We start from the raw sequence: 22763 nt of genomic DNA on the forward strand, positions 1-22763 counted from the left end.
ACACCATGGCAGCAACGACCGAAGTCGCCGGTGACGGCGGTGGTCTGACGGAGATGTCCTGGGACCCGATCACCCGGATCGTGGGCAGCCTGGGTATCCACACAAAGATCGACTTCAAGCAGAAGCGGGTGGCGGAGTGCTACAGCACCTCCTCCGTCTTCCGCGGCTACAGCGTCTTCATGCGCGGCAAGGACCCGCGCGACGCCCACTTCATCACCAGCCGGATCTGCGGCATCTGCGGCGACAACCACGCCACCTGTTCGGTCTACGCCCAGAACATGGCGTACGGGGTGAAGCCTCCGCACCTGGGTGAGTGGATCATCAACCTCGGCGAGGCGGCCGAGTACATGTTCGACCACAACATCTTCCAGGAGAACCTGGTCGGGGTCGACTACTGCGAGCGGATGGTGCGCGAGACCAACCCCGGGGTGCTGGAGCTGGCCGAGCGCACCGAGGCCCCGCACGCGGGCGACCACGGCTATCGGACCATCGCCGACATCATGCGCTCCCTCAACCCCATCGAGGGCGAGTTCTACCGGGAGGCGCTCCAGGTCAGCCGGTACACCCGGGAGATGTTCTGTCTGATGGAGGGCCGGCACGTCCACCCCTCCACGCTCTACCCGGGGGGCGTCGGCACGGTGGCGACCGTGCAGCTGTTCACCGACTATCTGACCCGGCTGATGCGCTATGTGGAGTTCATGAAGAAGGTCGTGCCGCTCCACGACGATCTCTTCGACTTCTTCTACGAGGCCCTGCCCGGCTACGAGGAGGTCGGCCGCCGCCGGGTGCTGCTCGGCTGCTGGGGCAGTCTCAACGACCCCGACCACTGCGACTTCACGTACCGCAACATGACGGACTGGGGCCGGCGGATGTTCGTCACCCCGGGGATCGTGGTCGACGGCAAGCTGGTCACCAACGACCTCACCGAGATCAATCTCGGTATCCGGATTCTGCTCGGCAGCTCCTACTACGAGGACTGGCAGGGCAAGGACCTCTTCGTCACCCACGACCCGCTGGGCAACCCGGTCGACCCCCGCCACCCGTGGAACCAGCACACCATCCCCTCCCCGCAGAAGCGGAACTTCGACGACAAGTACAGCTGGGTGATGTCCCCGCGCTGGTTCGACGGCAAGGACCATCTGGCGCTGGACACCGGCGGCGGCCCGATCGCCCGGCTCTGGTCCACCGCGCTCTCCGGTCTGGTCGACATCGGCTACATCAAGGCCACCGGGCACAGCGTCCGGATCAATCTGCCCCGCTCGATGACCAGACCCGAGACCACCTTCGAGTGGAAGATCCCCCGGTGGAGCAACGCGCTGGAACGCAACCGGGCCCGGACCTACTTCCAGGCGTACGCCGCCGCCGCCGCGCTCCACTTCGCCGAGAAGGCGCTGGAGGAGGTACGGGCCGGACGCACCCAGACCTGGGAGAGGTTCGAGGTGCCCGACGAGAGCATCGGCTGCGGCTTCACCGAGGCGGTGCGCGGCGTCCTCTCCCACCACATGGTGATCCGCGACGGGAAGATCGCCAACTACCATCCGTATCCGCCGACCCCCTGGAACGCCAGCGTCCGGGACAGCTACGGCACCCCGGGGCCGTACGAGGACGCGGTGCAGAACACCCCGATCTTCGAGGAGAACTCACCGGAGAACTTCAAGGGCATCGACATCATGCGGGCCGTGCGCAGCTTCGACCCGTGTCTGCCCTGCGGAGTGCACATGTATGTGGGCGGCGGCCGCACCCTGCGGGAGATGCATGTCCCCACCGGGCTGAGCGGCCTGAGCGGATGACTGCGGAGGCGACCGGCGCACGGGTCCAGGAGGCGCTGGACCGGCTGACGGGCAGCGGGGCCCAGGAGGCGGGCGAGGAACTGGTCCGCGAGCTGATGGCGTTCTACGGCGAGGGGCTGGCGGCGCTCGTGGACGCGCTGCCCCCGGGCGCGCTGGCGCCGGCCCTGGACCACCCGGCGGCGGCCGGGCTGCTGGTCCTGCACGAGCTGCACCCGGAGGACACCGGGGCCCGGATCGCCCGGGCCCTGGACTCCCTGTCACCGGCTCCGCCCGCCCTGGTCGGCTGGGAACCCGGCAGCGGCACCCTGACCCTGCGGCGCGCCCCGTCCGGCGGTGGCTGCGGCCGCGGGACGGCGGGCGGCGAGCAGGCGGTGGAGAGCGCGCTGGCCTGCCATGCCCCGGAGGTGACCGCGATCGTCTGGCGGCAGGAGCCCGCGCTGCTCCAGATCGGCAGCCGTCCCCCGGCGGCGGCGGAGGCCCGGTGACCGTCCGCGAACTCCCCCGCCCCGGTACGGACCTGCTGCGCCGTCTGCGTGCCCCGGCGCCGCCGAAGCCGGAGCGCTGCACCTTCTGCGGCACGGGTCTGACCCCCGGTCACCGCCATCTCGCGGACACCGCCGAGCGCTCCCTCGTCTGTGTCTGCACCGCCTGCTCCCTGCTGTTCCAGCGGCCCGGAGCGGCCGGCGGACGCTACCGGCCGGTGCCCGACCGCACCCTGACCGACCCCGGCGGCGAGCCGGACGAGGCCACCTGGACGGCGCTGCGCATCCCGGTCGGCACCGCGTTCCTGATGCTCAACTCGGCGCTGGGCCGCCCGGTGGTCTGCTATCCCGGCCCGGCCGGGGCCACCGAGAGCGAGGTGGACGAGGCCGCCTGGCGGGCGGTGTCGGCGCGCAGCCGGCTCGCGGCGGCGCTGGAACCCGATGTGGAGGCCCTGCTGCTGCACCGGTCGCGGGGCCGTGCCCACTGCTTCCTGGTGCCGGTCGACCGCTGCTACGAGCTGGTCGGCCGGCTGCGGCTGTGCTGGCGGGGCTTCGACGGCGGGGCCGAGGCGCACGCCGAACTCGACGCCTTCCTCACCGCACTGAGCGGCCGGGCCCGCGCCCTGCCGAAGGAGACCCCGGCATGACCGAACTCGACTTCCACTGCACCGAGGTGCGGGCCGACCGGCACGCCGCCGGACCCACCCTGGTCTTCCGGCTGCGGATCACCGCACCCGCCGAGACCCGGGTGCACGCCCTCGCGCTCCGCTGCCAGCTCCGGATCGAACCCGCGCGCCGGGACTACGGCGAGGACGAGGGCGGGCGGCTGACCGATCTGTTCGGCGAGCGGTCCCGCTGGGGCAGCACCCTCCATCCGATCCAGTTCGCCCAGGTCTCCCTGATGGTGCCCGGATTCACCGGCGAGACCGAGATCGATGTCGCGGTCCCGTGCACCTACGACCTGGACATCGCCGCGACCCGGTACTTCCGCGCGCTGGACGGCGGGGACGTGCCGCTGCTGCTGCTCTTCTCCGGGACCGTGTTCAGCGGGCCCGCCGGCTTCCAGGTCACCCCGGTGTCCTGGGACCGGGAGGCATCGGTGCGCCTGCCGGTGCGGGTGTGGCGGGAGATGATCGAGCAGCACTTCCCCGGCTGCGGCTGGCTGCGGCTGCCGGGGGATCTCATCGACGGGCTGCTCGCCTTCCGCACCCGGCGGGCGCTGCCCTCCTGGGAGGCGACCGTGCGCACCCTGCTCAGCGCGGCCGAGCCCGCGGAGATCGGAGAGGGCGCGCGATGACGGCACCGGAGCCGGCGGCCGTCCCCGCGGAGGTGACCGGCACCCGCCGGGCGGAGACGGCCGGCGCCGTCCCGCCCGAGGTGACCGGCGCCGTCCCGGCGGAGACGGCAGGCATCCGCCCGCCCGACCTGACCGGCGCCATCCCGGCCGAGGTGACCGGCGCCGTCCCGGCCGAGGCCGCCGATGTCTTCCCGCCCGAGGTGGAGGACCAGTTCGGCGCGGTGCGGCAGATCGCCGACGCGGTGCTCTTCGAGGGATACGTCCTCTACCCCTACCGGGCCTCGGCAGCGAAGAACCGGCTGCGCTGGCAGTTCGGCGTCCTGGTGCCGCCCGGCTACGGCCGGGGCCGGGCCGAGCAGGTGCATCAGCGGACGGAGTGTCTGCTGGAGCCCCGGAGCGGCGCACTGCTCTCCGTCGAACTGCGCTTCCTGCGGACCCAGCGCAGAACCGTCCAGCGGGCGGCGGACGGCGGCTGGGAGACGGTCCCGGAACTGGAGCTGGCCGACCGGGTGCTCGTCTGCTGGGACGAGGGAGTGGAGGAGCGGATCAGGCTCCGTGTACCGGTCGCCGACCTGGCGTCCGCCGGCGGGATCACCCATGGCTTCCGGCTCCCCGCGCACCACGAGGAGGAGGTGCTCCACGCGTCGGGGGCGCCCGTGGGACGGCTGCTGCGCGCCCGGGAGCCGGTCGCCGGGGAGATCCGGCTGAGCACGCGCGAGATCCCCGGCCCGTACGGAGCGGTGCGGCTGACCGCCGTCGTGGAGAACACCGGCCGCTGGGAGGCCGCGGCCGGGGCCCGCCGGGAGGACGCGCTGCCGCACTCGCTGGTCTCGGCGCATCTGCTGCTCGCCCTGGACCGCGGCTGCTTCCTGTCGGTGACGGACCCGCCCCGGTGGGCCGAGGCCGCGGTGGCCGAGTGCCGCAACGAGCACACCTGGCCGGTGCTGGCCGGCCCGGCGGGGCCCGACCGGGTGGTGCTGTCGTCGCCGATCATCCTGGAGGACCATCCGCGGATCGCCCCGGAGAGCCCGGGCGCGCTCTACGACTCCACCGAGATCGACGAGATCCTGGCCCTGCGCACGGCGGCCCTGACCGACCGGGAGAAGCGTGAGGCGCGCGGCACCGACGAGCGGGCGGGCGCGGTGATCGATCTGGCCGACTCCCTCCCGCCCGAGGTGCTGGAGCGGCTGCACGGTGCGGTACGGGCGCTGCGCGGGGTCACCGGCCCCGGTCCCGGAGCGGACGGCGAGCCGCAGCCGTGGTGGGACCCGGGCGGCGACCGGGACGTGGACCCCGCCCGGGACCGGGTGCTGATCGACGGTCACGCGGTCGGCGCGGGCAGCCGGGTCGTGCTGGGCCCCGGGCACCGCCGCACCGACGCCCAGGACCAGTTCCTGCACGGGCGCACCGCCCTGGTGGAGGCGGTGCTGCACGATGTCGACGGCTCGGTCCACCTGGCGGTCACGGTCGACGGCGACCCGGGCGCGGATCTCTGGCGCGCGCAGGGCCGGTTCCGCTACTTCCAGCCCGACGAGGTCACCCCGCTGGAGGGGCCGTGACCGCCGGGCGGGTGCTCGTCGCGGGGGTGGGCAATGTCTTCCTCGGCGACGACGGCTTCGGCGTCGAGGCCGTCCGCCGGCTCGGGCTCGCCGGGGTGCCGGACGGCGTGGAGGTGGTCGACGCCGGGGTGCGGGGCGTCCATCTCGCGTATCAGCTCCTCGACGGCTACCGGACGGTGGTGCTGGTGGACGCCGCCGCGCGCGGGGGCGCGCCCGGAACCGTGTATCTGATCGACGCCGGCACCGGGGCGGTGGAGCCCGGGGGGCCGGCGGTGCTGGACGGGCACCGGATGGGCCCGGACGCCGTGCTGGCGCTGCTGGCGGCGCTCAGCGCGGGCACCGGGGGCGTACCGCCCGGGCGGGTGCTCGTGGTCGGGTGCGAGCCCGCGTCGCTGGAGGAGGGCATCGGGCTGAGCGCGCCGGTGGCCGCCGCGGTGGACGGGGCCGTACGGCTGATTCTCGACGTCGTGGGCCGGGACGGGGAGACGGACGGGGGCATGGACGCGGGCGGGGAGAGCGTGGGGGCCGAGCTGTCCGGAAGAAAGGCGTCACCATGGTGAAAGCTGTGTTCGCTGCGGCCCTGGGGGCCGCCGTCGGTGCGGTCCTCTGGCAGACCCTGCCCGACCTCAAGCGGTACGTCCGCATCTCCCGTATGTGAGCCGCCGCGCGCCGTCCTCCCGGGCCGCACTGCTGCGAATGGGTCCCGCCGGGGCCGGCCGCGGCGTGGCGCACCCGCGGGGCGGCGGCTCCGCCGTGCAATGGAGCCGCTGTCACACCGCGCGGCCGGCCGGGGCCGGCCGCCGGCACAGTGGAGTGGGAGCGAGGCGCACCGATGCACGAGATGTCGATCGCGGAGGCCGTTGTCGAGCAGGTGGTCCGGGCCGCCGGCCGGCACGGCGCCGCCTCGGTGGCATCGGTGCGCCTGGAGGTCGGCGAACTCGCCGGAGTGGTGCCGGACGCTCTGGACTTCTGCTTCGCGCTGGTCTGCGAGGGGACGGTCCTGGAGGGTGCCCGGCTGGAGATCCGGAGCGTCCCGGCGCTCGCCCGGTGCGGTCCCTGCGGGGTCGAGTGGCCTCCGGGTGTCCCCCCGGACCTGGTCTGTCCCCGCTGCGGCGGGGCACGGGCCGAGCTGCTGACGGGGCGTGAACTCCAGATCAGGGATGTCGCGTGGGCCGATGGCCCGCTGCGTGCCCACGGCTGACGAGGAAGGCGGATTCCCATGTGCCGTACGGCCGATCTCCGGCAGGCGGTCCTCGCCCGCAACGACGACAGCGCGCGGGCGCTGCGCGCCGAGCTGGCCGGCCGGGGGGCCATCGCCGTCAATCTGCTCTCCAGTCCGGGCAGCGGCAAGACGGCGCTGCTGGAGGTCGAGCTCGCGCTGGCCCGGGAGCGCGGCGTGCCGGTGGCGGCGCTGACCGCGGATCTCGCCACCGAGAACGACGCCCGGCGGCTGGCCCGTACGGGGGTGCCGGTCCAGCAGGTGTACACCGACGGGCTCTGTCATCTGGAGGCCGCGACACTGCGCGGCTATCTGGCCGGCTGGCTGCCCGCCGAGGCCCGGGTGCTCTTCGTCGAGAACGTCGGCAATCTGGTCTGTCCGGCCTCCTACGACCTCGGCGAGTCGCTGCGGGTGACGCTGGCGTCGGTGACCGAGGGCGAGGACAAGCCGCTCAAGTATCCGGGGGCGTTCGGGCTGGCGCAGCTGGTCCTGGTCACCAAGGCCGATCTCGCGGAGGCCGTGGAGTTCGACCGGGACACCTTTCTGGCGAATGTGGCCCGGGTCAACCCGGGGGTGGAGGTGGTGTTCACCTCGGCCCGCCGGGGGCAGGGGGCCGGGGCGCTGCTGGAGCGGGCGCTGGCCGTGTGCGAGGGAGCGCGGGCCCATGAGCCGGTGATGGCCCGTACGCCGGACCACCCGCACCCGCATCCGCACCCGCACCCGGAGCAGGACCCGGTGCGGCACACACAGCCGTACGCGCGTCCGCACGCGCACCCGGAGCCGCACCCCGCCGGCGGCACGGAGCCCGCCGCCGCTCCGGCGCTCTCCGTCTCCGGCCCTCCGCCGCGCACCGCCCCGGACCCGCCGGCCGCACCCCGCTCCCCCGCCGTCCCCCGCCACGGGCACCCGGTCGCGGACCAGCGGTGACCCCCGCCCCGGAAGCGGACACCGCTCCGCTGCGGGTGAGGGTCACCGTCCAGGGGCTCGTCCAGGGCGTCGGCTTCCGCCCGTTCGTCTACACCCTCGCCGCCGGGCTGGGGCTCTCCGGCCATGTCGGCAACACCGGCGACGGTGTGCTCGCCGAGGTGGAGGGCCCGGCGGACGCCGTGGACTCCTTCTGCCGCCGGGTGGCGGCCGACGCCCCGGCGGCGGCCCGGGTGGCGTCCGTGCGGCACGAGCCCATCGCGGTCGCCGGCACGGCGGGCTTCGCCATCGCCGCCACACGCGCGGACGACGGGCCCACCGGGTCCGCGCTCATCCCCCCGGACACGGCGACCTGCGCCGACTGCCTGGCCGAACTCACCGACCCCGCCGACCGCCGCCACCGGCACCCGTTCCTCACCTGCACCGCCTGCGGCCCCCGCTTCACCATCGTCACCGCGCTCCCCTACGACCGCGCGGCCACCACGATGGCGGGCTTTCCGATGTGCGCCGCGTGCGCCCGCGAGTACCGCGATCCGGCCGATCGGCGCTTCCACGCCCAGCCCATCTCCTGTCACGACTGCGGCCCCCGGCTCGCGCTGATCGCGCCGGGCGCGCCCGCCCTCGACGGCGAGGCCGCGCTGGGGCGGGCCCGCCTGCTGCTCGCGGAGGGGGCGGTGGTGGCGGTCAAGGGCATCGGCGGCTACCACCTGGCGTGCGACGCGCGGAACGCGGAGGCCGTCGCCCTGCTGCGGCGCCGGAAGAACCGGGGCGACAAACCCTTCGCCGTGATGGCGCGCGATCTCCGGGAGGTCGAACCGCTGGTGGAGCTGGGGGCGGTGGAGCGGTCGCTGCTGACCGGGCCGGTCCGGCCGGTCGTCCTGCTGCGCCGCCGCCCGGCCGGTCCGGGCGCGGCGCCGGTGCTCGACGCCGTCGCCCCGCGCGGGCCCGACCTCGGGGTGATGCTGCCGTACACCCCGCTGCACCATCTGCTGCTGGGGCTGCCGGGCGACCCGGAGGGCCCCCGGCTGCTGGTGATGACGAGCGCCAACCTGGCCGGCGAGCCCATCGTCACGGACGACGGGGAGGCACTGGAGCGGCTCGCCCCGCTGGTGGACGCCTGGCTGGCGCACGACCGGCCGATCCATGTGCCGTGCGACGACTCGGTGGTACGGGTCGTGGACTCGGTGCCGCTGTCGCTGCGCCGCTCGCGCGGCTGTGTCCCCGCGCCGGTCGACCTGCCGCTGGAGGTCCGGCCGGTCCTCGCGGCGGGCGGTGACCTCAAGAACACCCTCGCGGTCGCCGCCGGCCGGCGCGCCTGGCTCTCCGGGCACATCGGCGACATGGACGATCTGGCGACCCTGGACGCCTTCGGGCGGGCGGCGGACCATCTCACGGCGCTGACGGGTGTGGCGCCCTCGGTGCTGGTGGCGGACCGTCACCCGGGCTACCGCTCCGCCCGCCGCGCCGCGCACCGGGCGGCCGGCCGGCCGCTGGTCCGGGTCCAGCACCACCACGCCCATGTCGCGGCGGCGATGGCGGAACACGGCCTCGACGGCGAACAGCCGGTGATCGGGGTCGCCTTCGACGGCACCGGGTACGGCGACGACGGCGCCGTCTGGGGCGGCGAGATCCTGATCGCGGACTACGCGGGCTTCCGCCGCTTCGCCCAGCTCGCCTATGTGCCGCTGCCGGGCGGTGACGCGGCGGTGGCCCGTCCGTACCGGATGGCGCTGGCGCATCTGCGGGCCGCGGGGATCGGGTGGGCGGCGGAGCTGGCGCCGGTCGCGGCCTGTCCGGACGGTGAACTCCGGGTGCTGGAGCGGCAGCTGGAGTCCGGGCTGCACTCCGTCCCCACCTCCAGCATGGGCCGGCTCTTCGACGCGGTGTCGTCCCTGGCCGGCATCTGCCACCGGGCCGGGTACGAGGCCCAGGCGGCCATCGAGCTGGAGGGCGCGGCCCATGCCCACGGCCCGGCGCAGGGCTACCGCTTCGCGCTGCGCCGCGGCGACGGCCGGTGGCTCGCCGACCCCGCGCCGGTGCTGCGCGCGGCGGTGGCCGAGCTGCGGGCGGGTGCTCCGGCGGGGCTGGTGGCGGCCCGTTTCCACGCGGCGGTCGCGGAGCTGGTACGGCGGATCTGCGCGGCGGCACGGGAGCGGCACGGGCTGGGGACGGTGGCCCTGACCGGCGGGGTGTTCGGGAACGCCCTGCTGCTGTCGGAGTGCGCGCGCGGGCTGGCGGCGGACGGCTTCCGGGTGCTGCGGCACCGCCGCGTACCGCCCAACGACGGAGGACTGGCCCTCGGCCAGCTCATGGTGGCCGCGCGGGTCGCGGCCTGAGAGGAGACGGCTCCATGTGTCTGGCGGTGCCCGGCAGGGTGATGGAGATCGCGGAGCGCGACGGTGCCCGGATGGCCGTGGTGGACTTCGGCGGAGTGGTCAAGGACGTGTGTCTGGAGTATCTGCCGGATCTGAAGGTCGGCGAGTACGCCATCGTGCACGTCGGTTTCGCGCTGCAACGGCTGGACGAGGAGTCGGCGCGCAGAACGCTCGATCTCTTCGCCGAACTCGGTCTGTTGCAGGAGGAGTTCGGAGATCCCTGGGAGGAGCAGCGGTGAGGTATCTGGCGGAGTTCCAGAATCCGGAGCTGGCCGGCGGCCTGCTCGACGACATCAGGGCGGCGGTGACCCGGCCGTGGGCGCTGATGGAGGTGTGCGGCGGACAGACCCACACCATCATCCGGCACGGCATCGACCAGTTGCTGCCCGAGGGGGTGGAGCTGATCCACGGCCCGGGGTGTCCGGTGTGCGTCACCCCGCTGGAGGTCATCGACAAGGCCCTGGAGATCGCCTCCAGGCCCGGGGTGATCTTCTGTTCGTTCGGGGACATGCTGCGGGTGCCCGGAACCGGGCGCGATCTCTTCCGGGTGCGGGGCGAGGGGGGCGATGTCCGGGTGGTGTACTCGCCGCTGGACGCGCTGCGGATCGCGGTGGAGAACCCGGACCGCGAGGTGGTGTTCTTCGGCATCGGCTTCGAGACCACCGCCCCGCCCAACGCGATGGCCGTGCACCAGGCCCGCGGACGCGGTGTCCGCAACTTCAGCATGCTGGTCTCGCACGTCCGGGTGCCGCCCGCCATCGACGCCGTCATGAACTCACCGCACTGCCGGGTGCAGGGCTTTCTGGCGGCCGGTCATGTGTGCAGCGTGATGGGGACGGACGAGTACCCCGAGCTGGCGGCGCGCCACCGGGTGCCGATCGTGGTCACGGGATTCGAGCCGCTGGACATCCTGGAGGGCATCCGGCGCACCGTGCGGCAGCTGGAGCGCGGTGAGCACACGGTGGAGAACGCCTATCCGCGCGCGGTGCGGCCGGAGGGGAATCCCGCGGCCCGCGCCATGCTGGCGGATGTATTCGAGGTCACCGACCGCGCGTGGCGGGGGATCGGGACGATCCCGCTGAGCGGCTGGCGGCTCTCGCCCCGCTACCGCGACCACGACGCGGAGCACCGTTTCGACGTCGCGTCCATCACCACCAGCGAACCCGCCGAGTGCCGCAGCGGGGAGGTGCTCCAGGGGCTGCTGAAGCCGAACGAGTGCGCGGCCTTCGGCACCACCTGCACACCGCGCACACCGCTGGGCGCCACGATGGTGTCCAGTGAGGGCGCGTGCGCCGCGTACTACCTCTACCGCCGTCTCGGCACCCAGGCCACTCCTCTGGAGGCGAACCCCGTTGGCTGACACCCTCTCCGGCACCCAGTCCCCCACGGCACCCGATCTCTGCGGCTGGAGCTGTCCGCTGCCGCTGCGGGATCATCCCCGGGTCGTCATGGGGCACGGCGGGGGCGGTGCGATGTCCGCCGAGCTGGTGGAGCACCTCTTCCTGCCGGCCTTCGGCGGTCCGCCGGCCGCGGCCCTCGGCGACAGTGCCGCGATCGGTCTCGGCGGGGCACGGCTCGCGTTCTCCACGGATTCGTTCGTGGTCCGGCCGCTGTTCTTCCCCGGGGGCAGCATCGGGGATCTCGCGGTCAACGGCACGGTGAACGATCTCGCCATGAGCGGGGCGCGGGCCGCGTATCTCTCCTGCGGTTTCATCCTGGAGGAGGGGGTGGAGATCGAACTGGTGGGCAGGGTCGCCCGGGCGCTGGGCGACGCGGCCCGCGCGGCGGGGGCCGAGGTGGTCACCGGGGACACCAAGGTGGTGGAGGCGGGCCACGGGGACGGCGTCTACATCAACACCTCGGGGATCGGGCTGATCCCGCCCGGGGTGGACATCAGGGCGGAGCGGGCCGAGCCGGGCGATGTGGTGATCGTCAGCGGCGGGATCGGGCTCCACGGTGTGGCGGTCATGAGCGTGCGCGAGGGCCTGGAGTTCGGGGTGGGGATCGAGAGCGACTGCGCGGCCCTGGGCGGGCTGGTCGGGGCGATGCTCGCCGTCACCCCGGATCTGCATGTGCTGCGCGATCCCACCCGGGGCGGTCTCGCGGCGGCGCTCAACGAGATCGCCGCCGCCGCGGGCGTCGGTGTGGTGGTGCGGGAGCGGGCCGTGCCGGTGCCCCCGGAGGTCGCCAGCGCCTGCGCCATCCTGGGTCTGGACCCGATGTACGTGGCCAATGAGGGCAAGCTCGTCGCCTTCGTGCCGCGTGAGCACGCGGAGGCGGTGCTCGCCGCGATGCGGGCGCATCCGCTGGGCGCCGGTGCCGCGGTGATCGGGGAGTGTGTGCCGGAGCATCCGGGGATGGTGGTCGCCCGTACGGCGTTCGGCGGAACCCGGGTGGTCGATCTGCCGCTGGGCGAGCAGTTGCCCCGCATCTGCTGAGAGCGCTTACCACTCACATCCCGGTTCCGGGGTGTCCCAGCACTCACTTCACTCTCACGGGTGAATTCAGTCAACTGCCGTTGGGCGACCACCGATCGACTGCACGTGATGTCATATGCCAATGCGATAGTTCCGAAACGGCAACTCTGTCGCACTTGATCAGAATGCTGCACAAAAAAGCCGAGTAAGCGCAGTCATCGATCAGTTTCCATCAAGGTGACCAAGGCATCCGGTTCTGCGTCGCCTTGACTAATCGTCAACAGTTCCGGAGAGCGGTGCCGCCGTCCACCGGCGGCGGATTCGCCGCCGGTCCGAGGGCCCACCAACAGCCCGGCAAGGCGGTACGGTCATCGGGAAAGTCGGCCCGGGAGGCCGGTCCGACGCAGCGAGAAGGCCCTGGGCGGCTGCCACCGCTCCAGGGCCAAATGATCAAGCAAGGAGTCTGCCGTCGATGCTTGACCCGTTCCGCCGAGAGTGCTCACTCCCGTTCCCGGCGTCCCGTGCCGGAAGTATCCCGCACCCGGCACCACCGCAAACAGGTCCCCGCGCCGGCGGCCCGTGCGCCGGGCCCGGCACCGCCGCCGGCCAGGGCGGCTGACGGACCGTACGCTCACACGATCCGCGGCGGGCAGGAGCCGCCACCGGGTGGAAGGGTCCCCGGCGGCCGGCCGGCCGCGGACCCGGGCCGCCGCACCCCGTCCCGTACCGCGCGGCCCGCCTCCACTCCACCCCCGCCGGGGCCCTCACCGGGCCGGCGGGTCCGTGGACCTCGCACACCCGAGGAGGTCCGGGGCCGTGCAGAAGCCGTCAGCCCCGCAGCACCGCCATTCCCCGCCCGCCCTCCACCGCCTCGACTACCAGGCCTTCCGCCAGCTCGTCCGGAGCGACTACGCCGTGTACGCGCGGGCCCGCATAGGGCTGGAGCCGGTGGCATCGGCCGCCGTCGATGAGGCGTTCACCGCGATAGCCCACGCCTGGGCGCGCATGCTCAGCAGCCCGTCGACCGCCGCGGCGGCCTGGCTGCTGCTCGGGGACACCGTGACGCGCCACGCGTCCGGCGTCCCCGGCACCCGCTCCCCGGCTCACCGGATTCTGCCCGCGCCACCCGCCGACGCCCTGCTGCTCCACCGCGGACTCGGCCTCCCGCTCGACCGCACGGCCGCGCTGATGGGTTCCGACATCTCGGCGGTACGGGCCCTGATCGCCCGGGCCGACCGCGAACTGGGCCGCGCCCGGGAGGCACCCGCGCTCCGGGCTCCCTCCTCCGTCGCCCGACGGGCCGGGTGACCGGGGCGCGCGGGCCCGGGGGCGGTCACCCGACCCGCGCCCGCGCGGTGCGAGCGCCCTCGGCGGTACCGGCCCGCGCCGCCAACCACACGGAACGAAGGGCCCGTTCATCCGCCGGCGGCGGCCCCGGCGCATGACCCGACCCCCCGCACCTCTGTACACTGCGACGACTCGCTCATACAGTGTTGGATTACTGGATCAGCGTTGGACGCAACCCTTGGCCGTAGGGCCAACAGGCCGTGGAGAGGTGCTCAGTGACGGAAGAACAGACGGGGGCCGAGGGGCACCCCCGGCGCTGGCTGATCCTGGTGGCGCTCTGCTCGGCGCTCCTGGTGATCGTCATCGACAACACGGTCCTCAATGTGGCCATGCCCTCGATCGGCCGGGCCTTCAACGCCTCCACCGGTGAACTCCAGGCCGTACTCGACTCCTATGTGGTGGTCTTCGGCGGACTGCTGGTGGCGGCGGGGGTGGCGTCCGACCGCTACGGGCGCCGGCGGACGATGGTCATCGGGCTGATCGTCTTCGCGGTCACCTCGCTCGGCGCCATCGCCGCCCAGTCGGTGTGGTGGCTGATCGGCATGCGGGCGGCCATGGGTGTGGGCGCGGCGCTGGTGATGCCCGCGACCCTCGCCGTGATCGTGCAGGTCTTCCCCGCGCGCGAACGCCCCCGGGCGTTCGCGGTGTGGGCGGCGGTGGCCTCGGCGGCGATGGGCCTCGGGCCGCTGCTCGGCGGCATCCTGGTGGACTGGTGGAGCTGGGCCGGGGTGTTTCTGATCAACCTGCCGATGGTGGCGGTGGCGCTGTTCGGGACGCTCAAGCTGGTCCCCGAGTCCCGTGACCCCGAGGGGCGGCCCCTGGACCCGCTGGGCGCGGTCCTGGTCACCCTGGGCATGGTCGCGCTGGTGTGGGCGGTGATCGCGGTGCCGGAGGAGGGGTTCACCGCGCCGGTCGTCCTCGGTTCCTTCGCGCTCTCCGCGATCGCGCTCGCGGCCTTCGGTCTCCGCCAGCGGCGGTCGGCGGAGCCGATGGTGGATCTGTCGCTCTACCGGGACCGTACGTTCGCGGGTGCCAGCTTCGCCATCGCCCTGCTGTCGGTGGCGACGGGCAGCACGCTCTTCCTCCTGAGCCAGTATCTGCAACTGGTCCACGGCTACAGCGCCACCCTGACCGGGCTCTCCGTCGCCCCGCTCGCGGCCGGTGTGGTCATCGGCTCCGTCTTCGGCGGGCGGGCGCCCGGGCGGATCGGCGCGCGGGCGACCATCGTCACCGGCTTCGCCGTGACGGCCTGCGGTTTCGCGGTCCTGGTCACGCTGACCCCCGGCTCCCCCTACCCGGTGGTGGCGGCCGGGCTGCTGCTGTGCGGCGGCGGCACCGGGTTCGCCAGCCCGGCGGGGACCAGCACGGTGCTCTCCGCCGTACCGCCGCACCGGGCGGGGATGGGATCGGCGCTCAACGACACGCACCAGCAGATGGGCATCGCCCTGGGCGTGGCGGTGCTGGGCAGTCTGCTGACGGCCGTCTACCGGGAGCTGCTCTCCGGGGACGTGCCCGGGCACGCGCGGGGCTCGCTGGCCGAGACCCTGGCGTACACGGAGACGGACCCGGCCCTGTCGGCGCTGGCCGGCACCGCCCGGGAGGCGTTCTCCGACGCTCAGTCGGTCGCCATGGGCGCCGGTCTGGGCTTCGCCCTCGCGGGCGCGGCCGTGGCGCTGTTCACGCTGCGGGGCGGGCCGCGCGAGAGCCCCCGCGCCGAGGGGGGCGCGGGGGCGGGCGCGTCAGACCGGGTGGCGCAGGAGCGACAGGCGTGAGGCGGGCCGGGGCGGCGGGGGCGGTCCGGCCGGGCAGAGCGGGCCGGGGTCGGCCAGCGGGTGCGGAGGGCGGGACGTCCCCGCCTCCGCGGGAGCGCCGCCCTCCCGCGCGGCGGCCGTGCGCAGCAGCGCGAGCAGCTCACCGGGTTCCCGGCGCCCGTCCCCGATGACCAGCCCCGAGGCGACGGCCGGGCCGAAGCGCTCATCGGCCCGGCCCAGCACGGCCCGGAGGAATTCCCGCTCCTGGTGGGCCCGTCCGTGACCGGCCCCGACGGTGAAGAGGGAGGCCGCCGGTCCCGCGCCCGCGTCGGGCGGGGTGCGCCCGCCGCCGGACCGGGGCGCCCCGGTGGCCCTCTCCGCCAGTTCCAGCCATCCCCGCAGGGCGCGCAGCTGGACGGTCACGGCCTCGGCGGGGTCCATCCGGGCCAGCAGATGGACCCGGAGAAGCTCATGGAGGCCATAGCTCCAGGAGTGGGTGCGCTCCGACCACCGCACGGCCAGCAGGCCGCGGTCGGCGAGACGGTCGAGGACCTCCCGGGCGCGGGTGGCCGGACGGCCGATGAGCACTCCGGCGATCCACGGGGTCAGGGCCGTGCGGCCGAAGACGGCCAGGGCCGAGAGCGGCCCCCGGTCGTCCTCCGGCAGATCGCGGAGCGCGCCGTCGAAGGTGCTGACGATGGAGCGGCCGGGGGTGCCCAGCCGCTCCAGCCAGCTCTCCTCCCGGGAGAGCGCTTCGGTGACATGCGCCATCGACCAGTGCGGCCGGGACGCGAGGAGGGTGCCCACCGACCGGATCGCCATGGGCAGCCCGGCGCAGCGGGCCAGCACCTCCTCGGTCCGAGGTCCCTGTTCCTCGTCGCGTCTGGCGGGAAGCCCCGAGAAGAGCAGGCTCCGGGCCTCCTCGGGCGCCAGCGGGCCGAGCGGTACGCGCAGGGCTCCCTCGACCGTCAGGGTGGCGGCCTGGGCGGTGACCAGAACCGCGCACCTTCCGCTGGGAGGGATCACCGCCCGCAGATCCTCCGGTCCGGCAACGTTGTCGACCACCAGCAGCACACTGCGGGACGCCACCAGGCTGCGGTACAGGTCCTGCCGCTCCCCGGCGGACTCGGGCACCGTGCCCTCGGCCGCGCCCAGTCCCCGCAGCAGCCGGCCCAGCACGGCGCGCAGCCCCTCCTCGGAGCGCGGGTAGGCCGCCGCGTCGACATAGAGCCGGCCGTCGACGAACTCCTCGTGGAGGCTGTGCGCCGCGCGCAGTGCCAGGGTGCTCTTGCCGACGCCGGGCATCCCGGTGACGACGACGGCGCGCGGGGCCGTGTCGGCGTGGGCCGCGCCGCCGTTGACCAGCCGGGCGACGATCTGCCGCAGCTCGGACGTCCGGCCGGTGAAATCCGGTATGTCCGGCGGGAGCTGGCTGGCCGCCGCGTCGCCGGCCCGGCAGGGGGCGGGGCGGCGTGCGGGCCGGTCCGGTCCGCCGTCGCCCGCGGTGCCCGACAGCAGCGACTGGTAGAGCTGCTGGATGTCCTCGGCCGGGTCCGCGCCGAACTCGTCCGCGAGTCTCCTGCGCAGGCTCCAGTAGACGTTGAAGGCGTCGCTGCGCCGTCCGCTGCGGTCCAGCGCCACCATCAGATGGCGGTGGAGCCGCTCCTGTGTGGGGTGGGCGGCGACCAGATCCACCAGTTCGGGGACGAGTTCGGCGGCGTCCCGGGTCTCCAGATCCGCTCCGATGCAGTGCTCCAGCGCGAGCAGCCGCAGTTCGGCCAGCCGGCCGGCCTCCCGGTCGAAGAGTTCACCGTCCAGCATCTGGAAGGCGCACTCCCCCCGCCAGCGGCCGAGCGCCCCGCGGAGCACCGCGGCCGTCTTCTGGAAGGCGCCCCTCGCCTCCCACTCCAGGGCGCTCTCGACCTCCGCCTCGAAGAGGTGCGCGTCGACCGCGTCCGGCGCGACGTCCAGGAGGTAGCCGGAGGGATGGGTCACGATCGCCCGGGTCCCGAGCACCCGGCGGAGGGTGCTGATCCTGCTGTGGATCTGGGCCTGCGCGGTGGACGGCGGACTGCGCTGCCAGAGGGTGTCGACGATCTGCGGCACCGGGACGACGGTGCCGCAGCGGGCGATCAGCAGCCCGAGCAGGGCCTGTTGTTTGGGTCCTCCTGCGATCACGGGGACTCCGCCGTCGACGACGCTCAGCGGCCCCAGTACCTGGAACTTCACACCCATACTCCTCGCGGTCTCGGTTGCGCCCGATTCGGGGTGGGGGGCACGGAAGGCCGCACGGCGGGCGGGGGAGCCCGGCGAGTCCGCACGACCTGTTCCGTCCCGGCGTGAAAGGCTTCTCCATGCCCTGCCGCTCCATCCGTCGGGAGGCCGGACGGGTGCGCGCCGGGGGTGCCGTCGGCAGCGCCCCGGGCCCCTCCCGCGGACCCCGCTCGCCGGGTCCGGAACAGTGCCGGCCCCTTCCTGACGATTGATACTGCCCGACACCGTGGATCAACGGGGGGTGATTTCACGTCAGATTCGTTGGATAAGGCAACTAATCCTGCGGGGGTCTGATCTCCAGGGTGCAGCACTTCACGCTGCCGCCGCCCTTGAGGAGTTCCGTCAGATCCACCCCGATCGGCTCGAAGCCCCGCTCGCGCAGCCGGGCGGCGAGGGTGGTGGCGGCCTCGGGGAGGACGACATGGCGGCCGTCGCTGACGGCGTTGAGCCCGAACACCCCGGCCTCGGACGGACCGGCGAGCAGCGCTCCGGGGAACACGCGCCGCAGGACGGCGCGGCTCCCCGGGGAGAACGCCTCCGGGTGGTACATGATCTCGTCGCCGTCGAGTACGGCGAGGGCGGTGTCCAGGTGGTAGTAGCGCGGGTCGGTCAGCTCCAGGCCGATCACCGGGCGGCCGAAGAACTCCTGGGCCTCCGCGTGGCTCTCGGGCGAGCTGCGGAAACCCCTCCCGGCCAGAATCCAGCTGTCGGTCACGAGGAAGTCGCCCTCGCCCTCGTTGATGTGGCGGGGCTCCCTCACCTCGGTGAAGCCCCGCTCCCGGAACCAGCTCAGATGGGCGGGGCCCTCGGCGGACCGCTCGGCGTCGCGGAAGCGCGCGCCGAGGACCCGGCCGCCGACCACGGTCGCGCCATTGGCCGCGTACACCATGTCCGGCAGGCCGGGCAGCGGGGGGATCAGCTCGACCTCGTGCCCCAGCTCCAGGTAGAGGGAGCGCAGCCGCTCCCACTCGGTGACGGCCAGCGCGGTGTCGACGGGTTTCCCGGGGTCCATCCACGAGTTGATGGCGTAGGTGACGTCGAAGAACTCCGGCCGGCACATCAGATAGCGGCGGCGGCGGGCGACGCGGGGGCCGGTGGCCCGGTGCGGTGCGGCGGCGGCGGTCATGGCACTCCAGTCGGTCGGTGGGGGCGGTCCCGCGCGGGGCTCCGGGGAGGGGAGGAGTGGGGCGGGCTCAGGACCAGAGGAGGAGGTTGCCGTGGCGGGAGAACCCGATGAAGAAGGAGAGGGTGACCCTCCGGCCGCCCCGGTTGGCCTCGATCATGTGGTAGTTCCGGGGGTCGAAGACGATCGCGTCGCCGGTGGCGGGGGCGACGGTGAGGCTCGGCTCGCCCGCGACCACCTCGGGCCGGTACCAGTAGCCGTCCCGGTGGTGCTCGTCGTCCGGGCGCCAGCGGCGGCGGAAGACGGTCAGCGCGCCTCCGTCGGGCGGGGTCTCCAGATAGCAGTTGAAGGCGAGCTGGCTCAGCGGGGTCTCGTCCAGACCCGCCGGGAACTCCCGCTCCACCTCGTCGAAGTGGAGGCCGGCGCCCTGGTACATCTCCCGGATCATGCCCGCGAACAGCGGTGCGCCGCCGACGGTGGCGGGCGTGACCTCCTGCTGCCACGCGGCCGCGAGCCGGTCGCCGGCGAGGCCGAGCGGGTCCCGGCCGTCCAGCAGCCGTGAGCGCACCCGGGCCGCGGCAGCGGCTTCCTCCCAGTAGGAGGGCTCCACCCGGGCGCTGTTGTAGTAGTCGAACACGGCGGGGCCGAGCTTGGCGATCCGCCGTCCGACCAGCCGCTGGTCGTACTCCCCCATGGCGTCCTGGACGAGCGAGGCGACCGTGGTCCGGCACTCGTGCGGGGAGAAGAAGTTCCGCACCCGCACCGCGCCGAGGACTCCGGCCGCCACCCGGCTCATCCGTCCGGCGTCCATCTCGTCCACGACATCGAGCCCGAAGAGGGTGTGGACGGGTGTGGTGTCGTGATGCCGCTCCCGCGGCACATCGGTCCTCTGCTGCACTGGTGCCGCCCCTCACGGATCGGTTGGGGGCTCCGCGGGGCCTTCCCCGCGCGGAGCTCCGTCCTGGTAGAAGTCCTTCATCAGCCGTGCCATCTCGGCGCCGCGCCCGCCGCCGGCCCGGAACCACTCGGTGACCGCGCTCCGGACCCCGGGGGACTTCTCCTGGCTCAGCTTCAGCATGGTGTCCATCCGGGTGACGCGGAACGCGAAGGCGCCGACGCCCGGGAGCAGTTCCTCGAAGTACGCCGCCGACGCGTGGGCGCACCATCCGCCGCCGAACCGTCCCTCCAGCTCGGCGGCGGTGGCCGTGACGACCTCCAGCGTCTCGGTGTCGTCGTCGATGAGCCGCAGCGTGCCGTGGACGTGGACGGCGGCGAAGTCCCAGGTCGGCGCGGCGGGATCGGTGTCGTAGACGGCGGGCGAGACATAGGCGCCGGGCCCCTGGAAGACGAGCTGGGCCGGTGAGCCGCTGCTCAGGGCCGCCCAGTGGGGGTTCGCCCGGTTCATGTGGCCGAGGAGCACGGCGCCGCGCGGGTCCTGCCCGGCGAGCAGTTCCGCCCGGGAGTCCCGGGGAATGATCACCGGCACATGGGTGGCGTACGGAGCGGCGGATGCCCTGCTCGTCGACAGCAGCGCGAGCGGGTTCTCCTCCAGAATCCGTACGGGCCAGGTCCGGTCCTCGGTCCGGTACAGGCTGGGCACATACATGGGAGCCGCCTCTCCTACTCGCGGCCGGCCGCGGCCGGGCGCCGCGCGAGGGAGCGGGCCACCTCGCCCGCGCGCACGGCCGTGTTGGACAGCAGGCCGGAGGAGATGCCGTGGCTGTGCTCGGTGGCGCCCTGGAGATAGATCCCGCAGCGCACCCTGCCCTCGGTGACCACCCGGTAGTCGCGCTCCGTCTGGAGCCTGCCCTGTTCGTCGGCCTTGCACAGACCGGCCACCGAGCCGAGCAGCCGCCGTACGTCGGGGGCGCGGTAGCCGGTGGCGTACACCACGCAGTCCGCCGGGAGCCGGAGCCGTTCCCGCGTGACGAGGGACTCGACCGTGACCTCCACCCCGTCGTCGCGGGGCTCCACCCGGGTCAGCCGCGAGGTGTTGAGGACTCTCAGCCGCTGGTTGCCCGTCACCTTCTCCTGGTACGCCCGCCGGTAGAGCTCGTCGATCAGCTCGGCGTCCACCACGGAGTAGTTGGTGTTGCGGTGGTAGTCGAGCAGGGCGCGCCTCACCTCCGGCGCGGCGGTGTAGAACGCGTCGACCGCCCCGGGATCGAAGATCCGGTTGGCGAAGGGGCTGTCGTCGGACGGGCTGTAGCCGTAGCGGGCGAAGACCGGGCAGATCTCGGCGGTCTCGAACCGGCGGTGCAGATACTCGGTGACCTCGGCGGCGCTCTGGCCCGCGCCCACGACGACGATCCTGCGGGGGTGCCGGGGCAGCGTGTCGACCCGCGCCAGCAGCTCCGAGCTGTGCCAGACCCGGTCGCCCGGCACCGCGCCCGGCGGCATGCTCGGCTCCAGACCGGTGGCGACCACGACATTGCGGGCGCGCCGGACGCTGGTGCGCCCGCCGTCCGGCCCGCTGTGCCGGACCACGACCTCCAGCGAGTCCACGGAACCACCGGAGTGCACCGGGCGGACATCGGTGACCTCCGCTCCGTACTCGACCCGGTCGGCGAAGAATCCGGCGACCCAGGAGAGATAGCCGTGGAACTCGATGCGGGACGGGAAGAGGACCTTGTGGTTGATGAAGTCCGACAGCCGCCCGGCCTGCTGGAGATAGCCGAGGAAGCTGTAGGGGCTTCCCGGGTCGCGCAGGGTCACCAGGTCCTTGAGGAAGGAGATCTGCATGGTGGCGCCGTCGATCAGCATGCCGCCGTGCCAGGTGAACCGCTCTCCTCGTTCGTAGAAGACCGAGGTCACGGCCTCGGCGGAGCCGGGCGGCCCGGTCTCCGCCAGCGCGGTGGCCAGGGCGAGGTTCGAGGGGCCGAACCCTATGCCCACGACGTCGACGATCTGATCGGTTTCCGCTGCGGACACGCTCATGTGTCCCTCCCTCTTCCCTGTGGCCGGACGGTGGGGGCGGACATCGGGTCAGGCATCGTGCCCGGCCCGGGCGAGGCTCTCGCGCAGACTGCGCGGGCGCATATCGGTCCACACCGCGTCGATGCGGGCGAGGCACTCCTCGCGCCCGCCGGTGGTTCCCTCGGCCCGCCACCCCGCCGGGATCTCCCGGTCGGCGGGCCAGACCGAGTACTGCTCCTCGTCGTTGAGCACCACGCGGTACGGTGCGTCACTCGCCATGTCCTGCTCCTCTTCTCCAGATGGGCCGCCGGGTGGGCGGCTTCGGGGTCACGCCGGTTCGCAGACCAGCGCGCAGGAGAGGGTGGCCCGGTTGTCGCGGGCCTCCCGCTCGGTGTATCCGGTCATGGGGAACACCTCGGCGCCGAGAATCCTCAGACCGCCGTCGCGGAGGTACGCGTGGACCTCCTCGGGGGTGCGCCAGAGGTTGATGTGGTCCGGTGCGGGGCTGTTCACCGGGATGTTGATGAAGAGCCGGCCGCCGGGGCGGGTCAGTCCGCGCAGCCGGCGCACCGCCTCGTCCGGCTCGTCGACGTGCTCCAGCAGCTCGCTGGCGACGACGGCGTCGAAGCTCTCCGCCGTGCCGGGGTCGTGGAGGTTGCGGTGCTCCAGGCGGGCGGTGCGCACCCCCATGCGCTCCAGGGCGTCCGCGGTGTTCGCCAGGCTGCTGGCGCTCACGTCCCAGCCGGTGACCCGGACGCCGGGGCGCTCGGCGGCGAGCGCGAGGAGGAGTCCGTGCCCGGGGCCGACCTCCAGCAGGGTGTTCCCGGGGCGGAGCCCGGGGAGGAAGCGCTCGACATAGGTCTGGAGCGCCCGGGTCTGGTTGACCCAGTAGATCTGGGAGAGCAGCAGGCCGTCGGTGTACCGGGTCATGTAGCCGGTTTCGAGTGCGATGCCGGCGCGGACCTCGGCGAAGGAGGTGTAGCGGTACTCCCCGGTCAGATGGAAGCGGTACTCCTCCTCCAGCATCCGGTCGCAGGTCCAGCGGTAGTTCCGGGCGTACCGGTCGGGATCGTGCCCGGCGATGGCGGCGATGTTCCGGCTGACGCGTTCGCAGAAGTCCAGATGGGCGCGGTCGAGTCCGCGGAACCGCTCCTCCGTGTGGGCGAGGTGGTCGGGCCAGTGGGCGAGCACCCGTTCGGTGAGGCGGGTGAGGGCGGGCCTGTTCTCCAGGGCCGCCGCGAGAGGTGGTGCGCCGAGCTGTTCCACTGCTGCTGCTCCTTCCCAGGGGG

Annotated in this window: 22 protein-coding genes; 15 read left to right on the forward strand and 7 right to left on the reverse strand. The window is 73.6% G+C overall.

Annotation, left to right across the window (positions count from 1 at the left end; all coding sequences use genetic code 11):
* Nucleotides 1-5 precede the first annotated feature (5 nt).
* The 15 genes from ACWCRA_RS21890 to ACWCRA_RS21960 all read left to right on the forward strand — a co-directional run bounded on the left by ACWCRA_RS21890 (nt 6) and on the right by ACWCRA_RS21960 (nt 15182).
* Nucleotides 6-1790 carry a nickel-dependent hydrogenase large subunit gene (locus ACWCRA_RS21890; RefSeq protein ID WP_351553691.1) on the forward strand — a complete coding sequence of 595 codons (1785 nt, stop codon included), beginning with the start codon at nt 6-8 and terminating at the stop codon, nt 1788-1790.
* A complete protein-coding gene (locus ACWCRA_RS21895) occupies nt 1787-2275 on the forward strand; it encodes a thioredoxin (protein WP_351553689.1) in 489 nt (162 codons plus the stop codon). Before ACWCRA_RS21890 ends, ACWCRA_RS21895 begins: the two co-directional genes overlap by 4 nt.
* The gene (locus ACWCRA_RS21900; RefSeq protein ID WP_351553686.1) at nt 2272-2919 is read left to right on the forward strand and encodes a DUF5947 family protein; all 648 of its coding nucleotides are present in this window, start codon (nt 2272-2274) and stop codon (nt 2917-2919) included. The genes ACWCRA_RS21895 and ACWCRA_RS21900 overlap by 4 nt, the downstream gene beginning before the upstream one ends.
* Nucleotides 2916-3569 (forward strand): DUF6084 family protein, encoded by a 654-nt coding sequence (locus ACWCRA_RS21905; protein ID WP_351553684.1) that lies wholly within the window; start codon nt 2916-2918, stop codon nt 3567-3569. The genes ACWCRA_RS21900 and ACWCRA_RS21905 overlap by 4 nt, the downstream gene beginning before the upstream one ends.
* A 128-nt stretch (nt 3570-3697) precedes the next feature.
* Nucleotides 3698-5128, forward strand: a complete 1431-nt coding sequence (locus tag ACWCRA_RS21910; protein WP_451068420.1) for a hypothetical protein — start codon at nt 3698-3700, stop codon at nt 5126-5128.
* On the forward strand, nt 5125-5688 hold the full coding sequence (locus tag ACWCRA_RS21915) for a hydrogenase maturation protease (protein ID WP_451068377.1): 564 nt from the start codon (nt 5125-5127) through the stop codon (nt 5686-5688). The genes ACWCRA_RS21910 and ACWCRA_RS21915 overlap by 4 nt, the downstream gene beginning before the upstream one ends.
* Complete coding sequence (locus ACWCRA_RS21920) at nt 5682-5786, forward strand: DUF6893 family small protein (protein ID WP_451068378.1); 105 nt, start codon at nt 5682-5684, stop codon at nt 5784-5786. Before ACWCRA_RS21915 ends, ACWCRA_RS21920 begins: the two co-directional genes overlap by 7 nt.
* Nucleotides 5787-5960: 174 nt before the next feature.
* Nucleotides 5961-6329, forward strand: a complete 369-nt coding sequence (gene hypA, locus ACWCRA_RS21925) for a hydrogenase maturation nickel metallochaperone HypA (RefSeq protein WP_351553677.1) — start codon at nt 5961-5963, stop codon at nt 6327-6329.
* A gap of 18 nt (nt 6330-6347) precedes the next feature.
* Complete coding sequence (hypB, locus tag ACWCRA_RS21930) at nt 6348-7274, forward strand: hydrogenase nickel incorporation protein HypB (protein WP_451068379.1); 927 nt, start codon at nt 6348-6350, stop codon at nt 7272-7274.
* Nucleotides 7271-9607, forward strand: a complete 2337-nt coding sequence (gene hypF, locus ACWCRA_RS21935) for a carbamoyltransferase HypF (protein ID WP_451068380.1) — start codon at nt 7271-7273, stop codon at nt 9605-9607. Before hypB ends, hypF begins: the two co-directional genes overlap by 4 nt.
* A gap of 14 nt (nt 9608-9621) precedes the next feature.
* The gene (locus ACWCRA_RS21940; protein ID WP_351553669.1) at nt 9622-9885 is read left to right on the forward strand and encodes a HypC/HybG/HupF family hydrogenase formation chaperone; all 264 of its coding nucleotides are present in this window, start codon (nt 9622-9624) and stop codon (nt 9883-9885) included.
* Nucleotides 9882-11006, forward strand: a complete 1125-nt coding sequence (gene hypD, locus ACWCRA_RS21945; RefSeq protein ID WP_351553666.1) for a hydrogenase formation protein HypD — start codon at nt 9882-9884, stop codon at nt 11004-11006. Before ACWCRA_RS21940 ends, hypD begins: the two co-directional genes overlap by 4 nt.
* A gap of 88 nt (nt 11007-11094) precedes the next feature.
* Nucleotides 11095-12084: a hydrogenase expression/formation protein HypE gene (hypE, locus tag ACWCRA_RS21950; RefSeq protein ID WP_451068421.1), complete on the forward strand. Its 990-nt coding sequence runs from the start codon at nt 11095-11097 to the stop codon at nt 12082-12084.
* A gap of 795 nt (nt 12085-12879) precedes the next feature.
* On the forward strand, nt 12880-13371 hold the full coding sequence (locus ACWCRA_RS21955; protein WP_451068381.1) for a hypothetical protein: 492 nt from the start codon (nt 12880-12882) through the stop codon (nt 13369-13371).
* Between the two features lie 254 nt (nt 13372-13625).
* The gene (locus tag ACWCRA_RS21960) at nt 13626-15182 is read left to right on the forward strand and encodes an MFS transporter (protein WP_351553657.1); all 1557 of its coding nucleotides are present in this window, start codon (nt 13626-13628) and stop codon (nt 15180-15182) included.
* Here ACWCRA_RS21960 and ACWCRA_RS21965 read toward each other — a convergent pair.
* The 7 genes from ACWCRA_RS21965 to ACWCRA_RS21995 form a co-directional block, all read right to left on the reverse strand.
* A complete protein-coding gene (locus tag ACWCRA_RS21965; RefSeq protein WP_451068382.1) occupies nt 15150-17390 on the reverse strand; it encodes a BTAD domain-containing putative transcriptional regulator in 2241 nt (746 codons plus the stop codon). The genes ACWCRA_RS21960 and ACWCRA_RS21965 overlap by 33 nt on opposite strands.
* A gap of 319 nt (nt 17391-17709) precedes the next feature.
* A complete protein-coding gene (gene ddaH, locus ACWCRA_RS21970) occupies nt 17710-18561 on the reverse strand; it encodes a dimethylargininase (RefSeq protein WP_451068383.1) in 852 nt (283 codons plus the stop codon).
* A 67-nt stretch (nt 18562-18628) separates the two neighbouring features.
* Complete coding sequence (locus ACWCRA_RS21975; RefSeq protein WP_351553648.1) at nt 18629-19456, reverse strand: 2OG-Fe(II)-dependent halogenase WelO5 family protein; 828 nt, start codon at nt 19454-19456, stop codon at nt 18629-18631.
* 12 nt (nt 19457-19468) lie between these two features.
* On the reverse strand, nt 19469-20164 hold the full coding sequence (locus ACWCRA_RS21980; protein WP_351553645.1) for an FMN-binding negative transcriptional regulator: 696 nt from the start codon (nt 20162-20164) through the stop codon (nt 19469-19471).
* 14 nt (nt 20165-20178) lie between these two features.
* The gene (locus ACWCRA_RS21985) at nt 20179-21495 is read right to left on the reverse strand and encodes a lysine N(6)-hydroxylase/L-ornithine N(5)-oxygenase family protein (protein WP_351553642.1); all 1317 of its coding nucleotides are present in this window, start codon (nt 21493-21495) and stop codon (nt 20179-20181) included.
* A 48-nt stretch (nt 21496-21543) separates the two neighbouring features.
* A complete protein-coding gene (locus tag ACWCRA_RS21990; RefSeq protein WP_351553639.1) occupies nt 21544-21753 on the reverse strand; it encodes an MbtH family protein in 210 nt (69 codons plus the stop codon).
* A gap of 48 nt (nt 21754-21801) precedes the next feature.
* A complete protein-coding gene (locus ACWCRA_RS21995) occupies nt 21802-22740 on the reverse strand; it encodes a class I SAM-dependent methyltransferase (RefSeq protein ID WP_451068384.1) in 939 nt (312 codons plus the stop codon).
* Between the last annotated feature and the right edge of the window lie 23 nt (nt 22741-22763).

Source organism: Streptomyces sp. NPDC001889, from assembly GCF_053594535.1.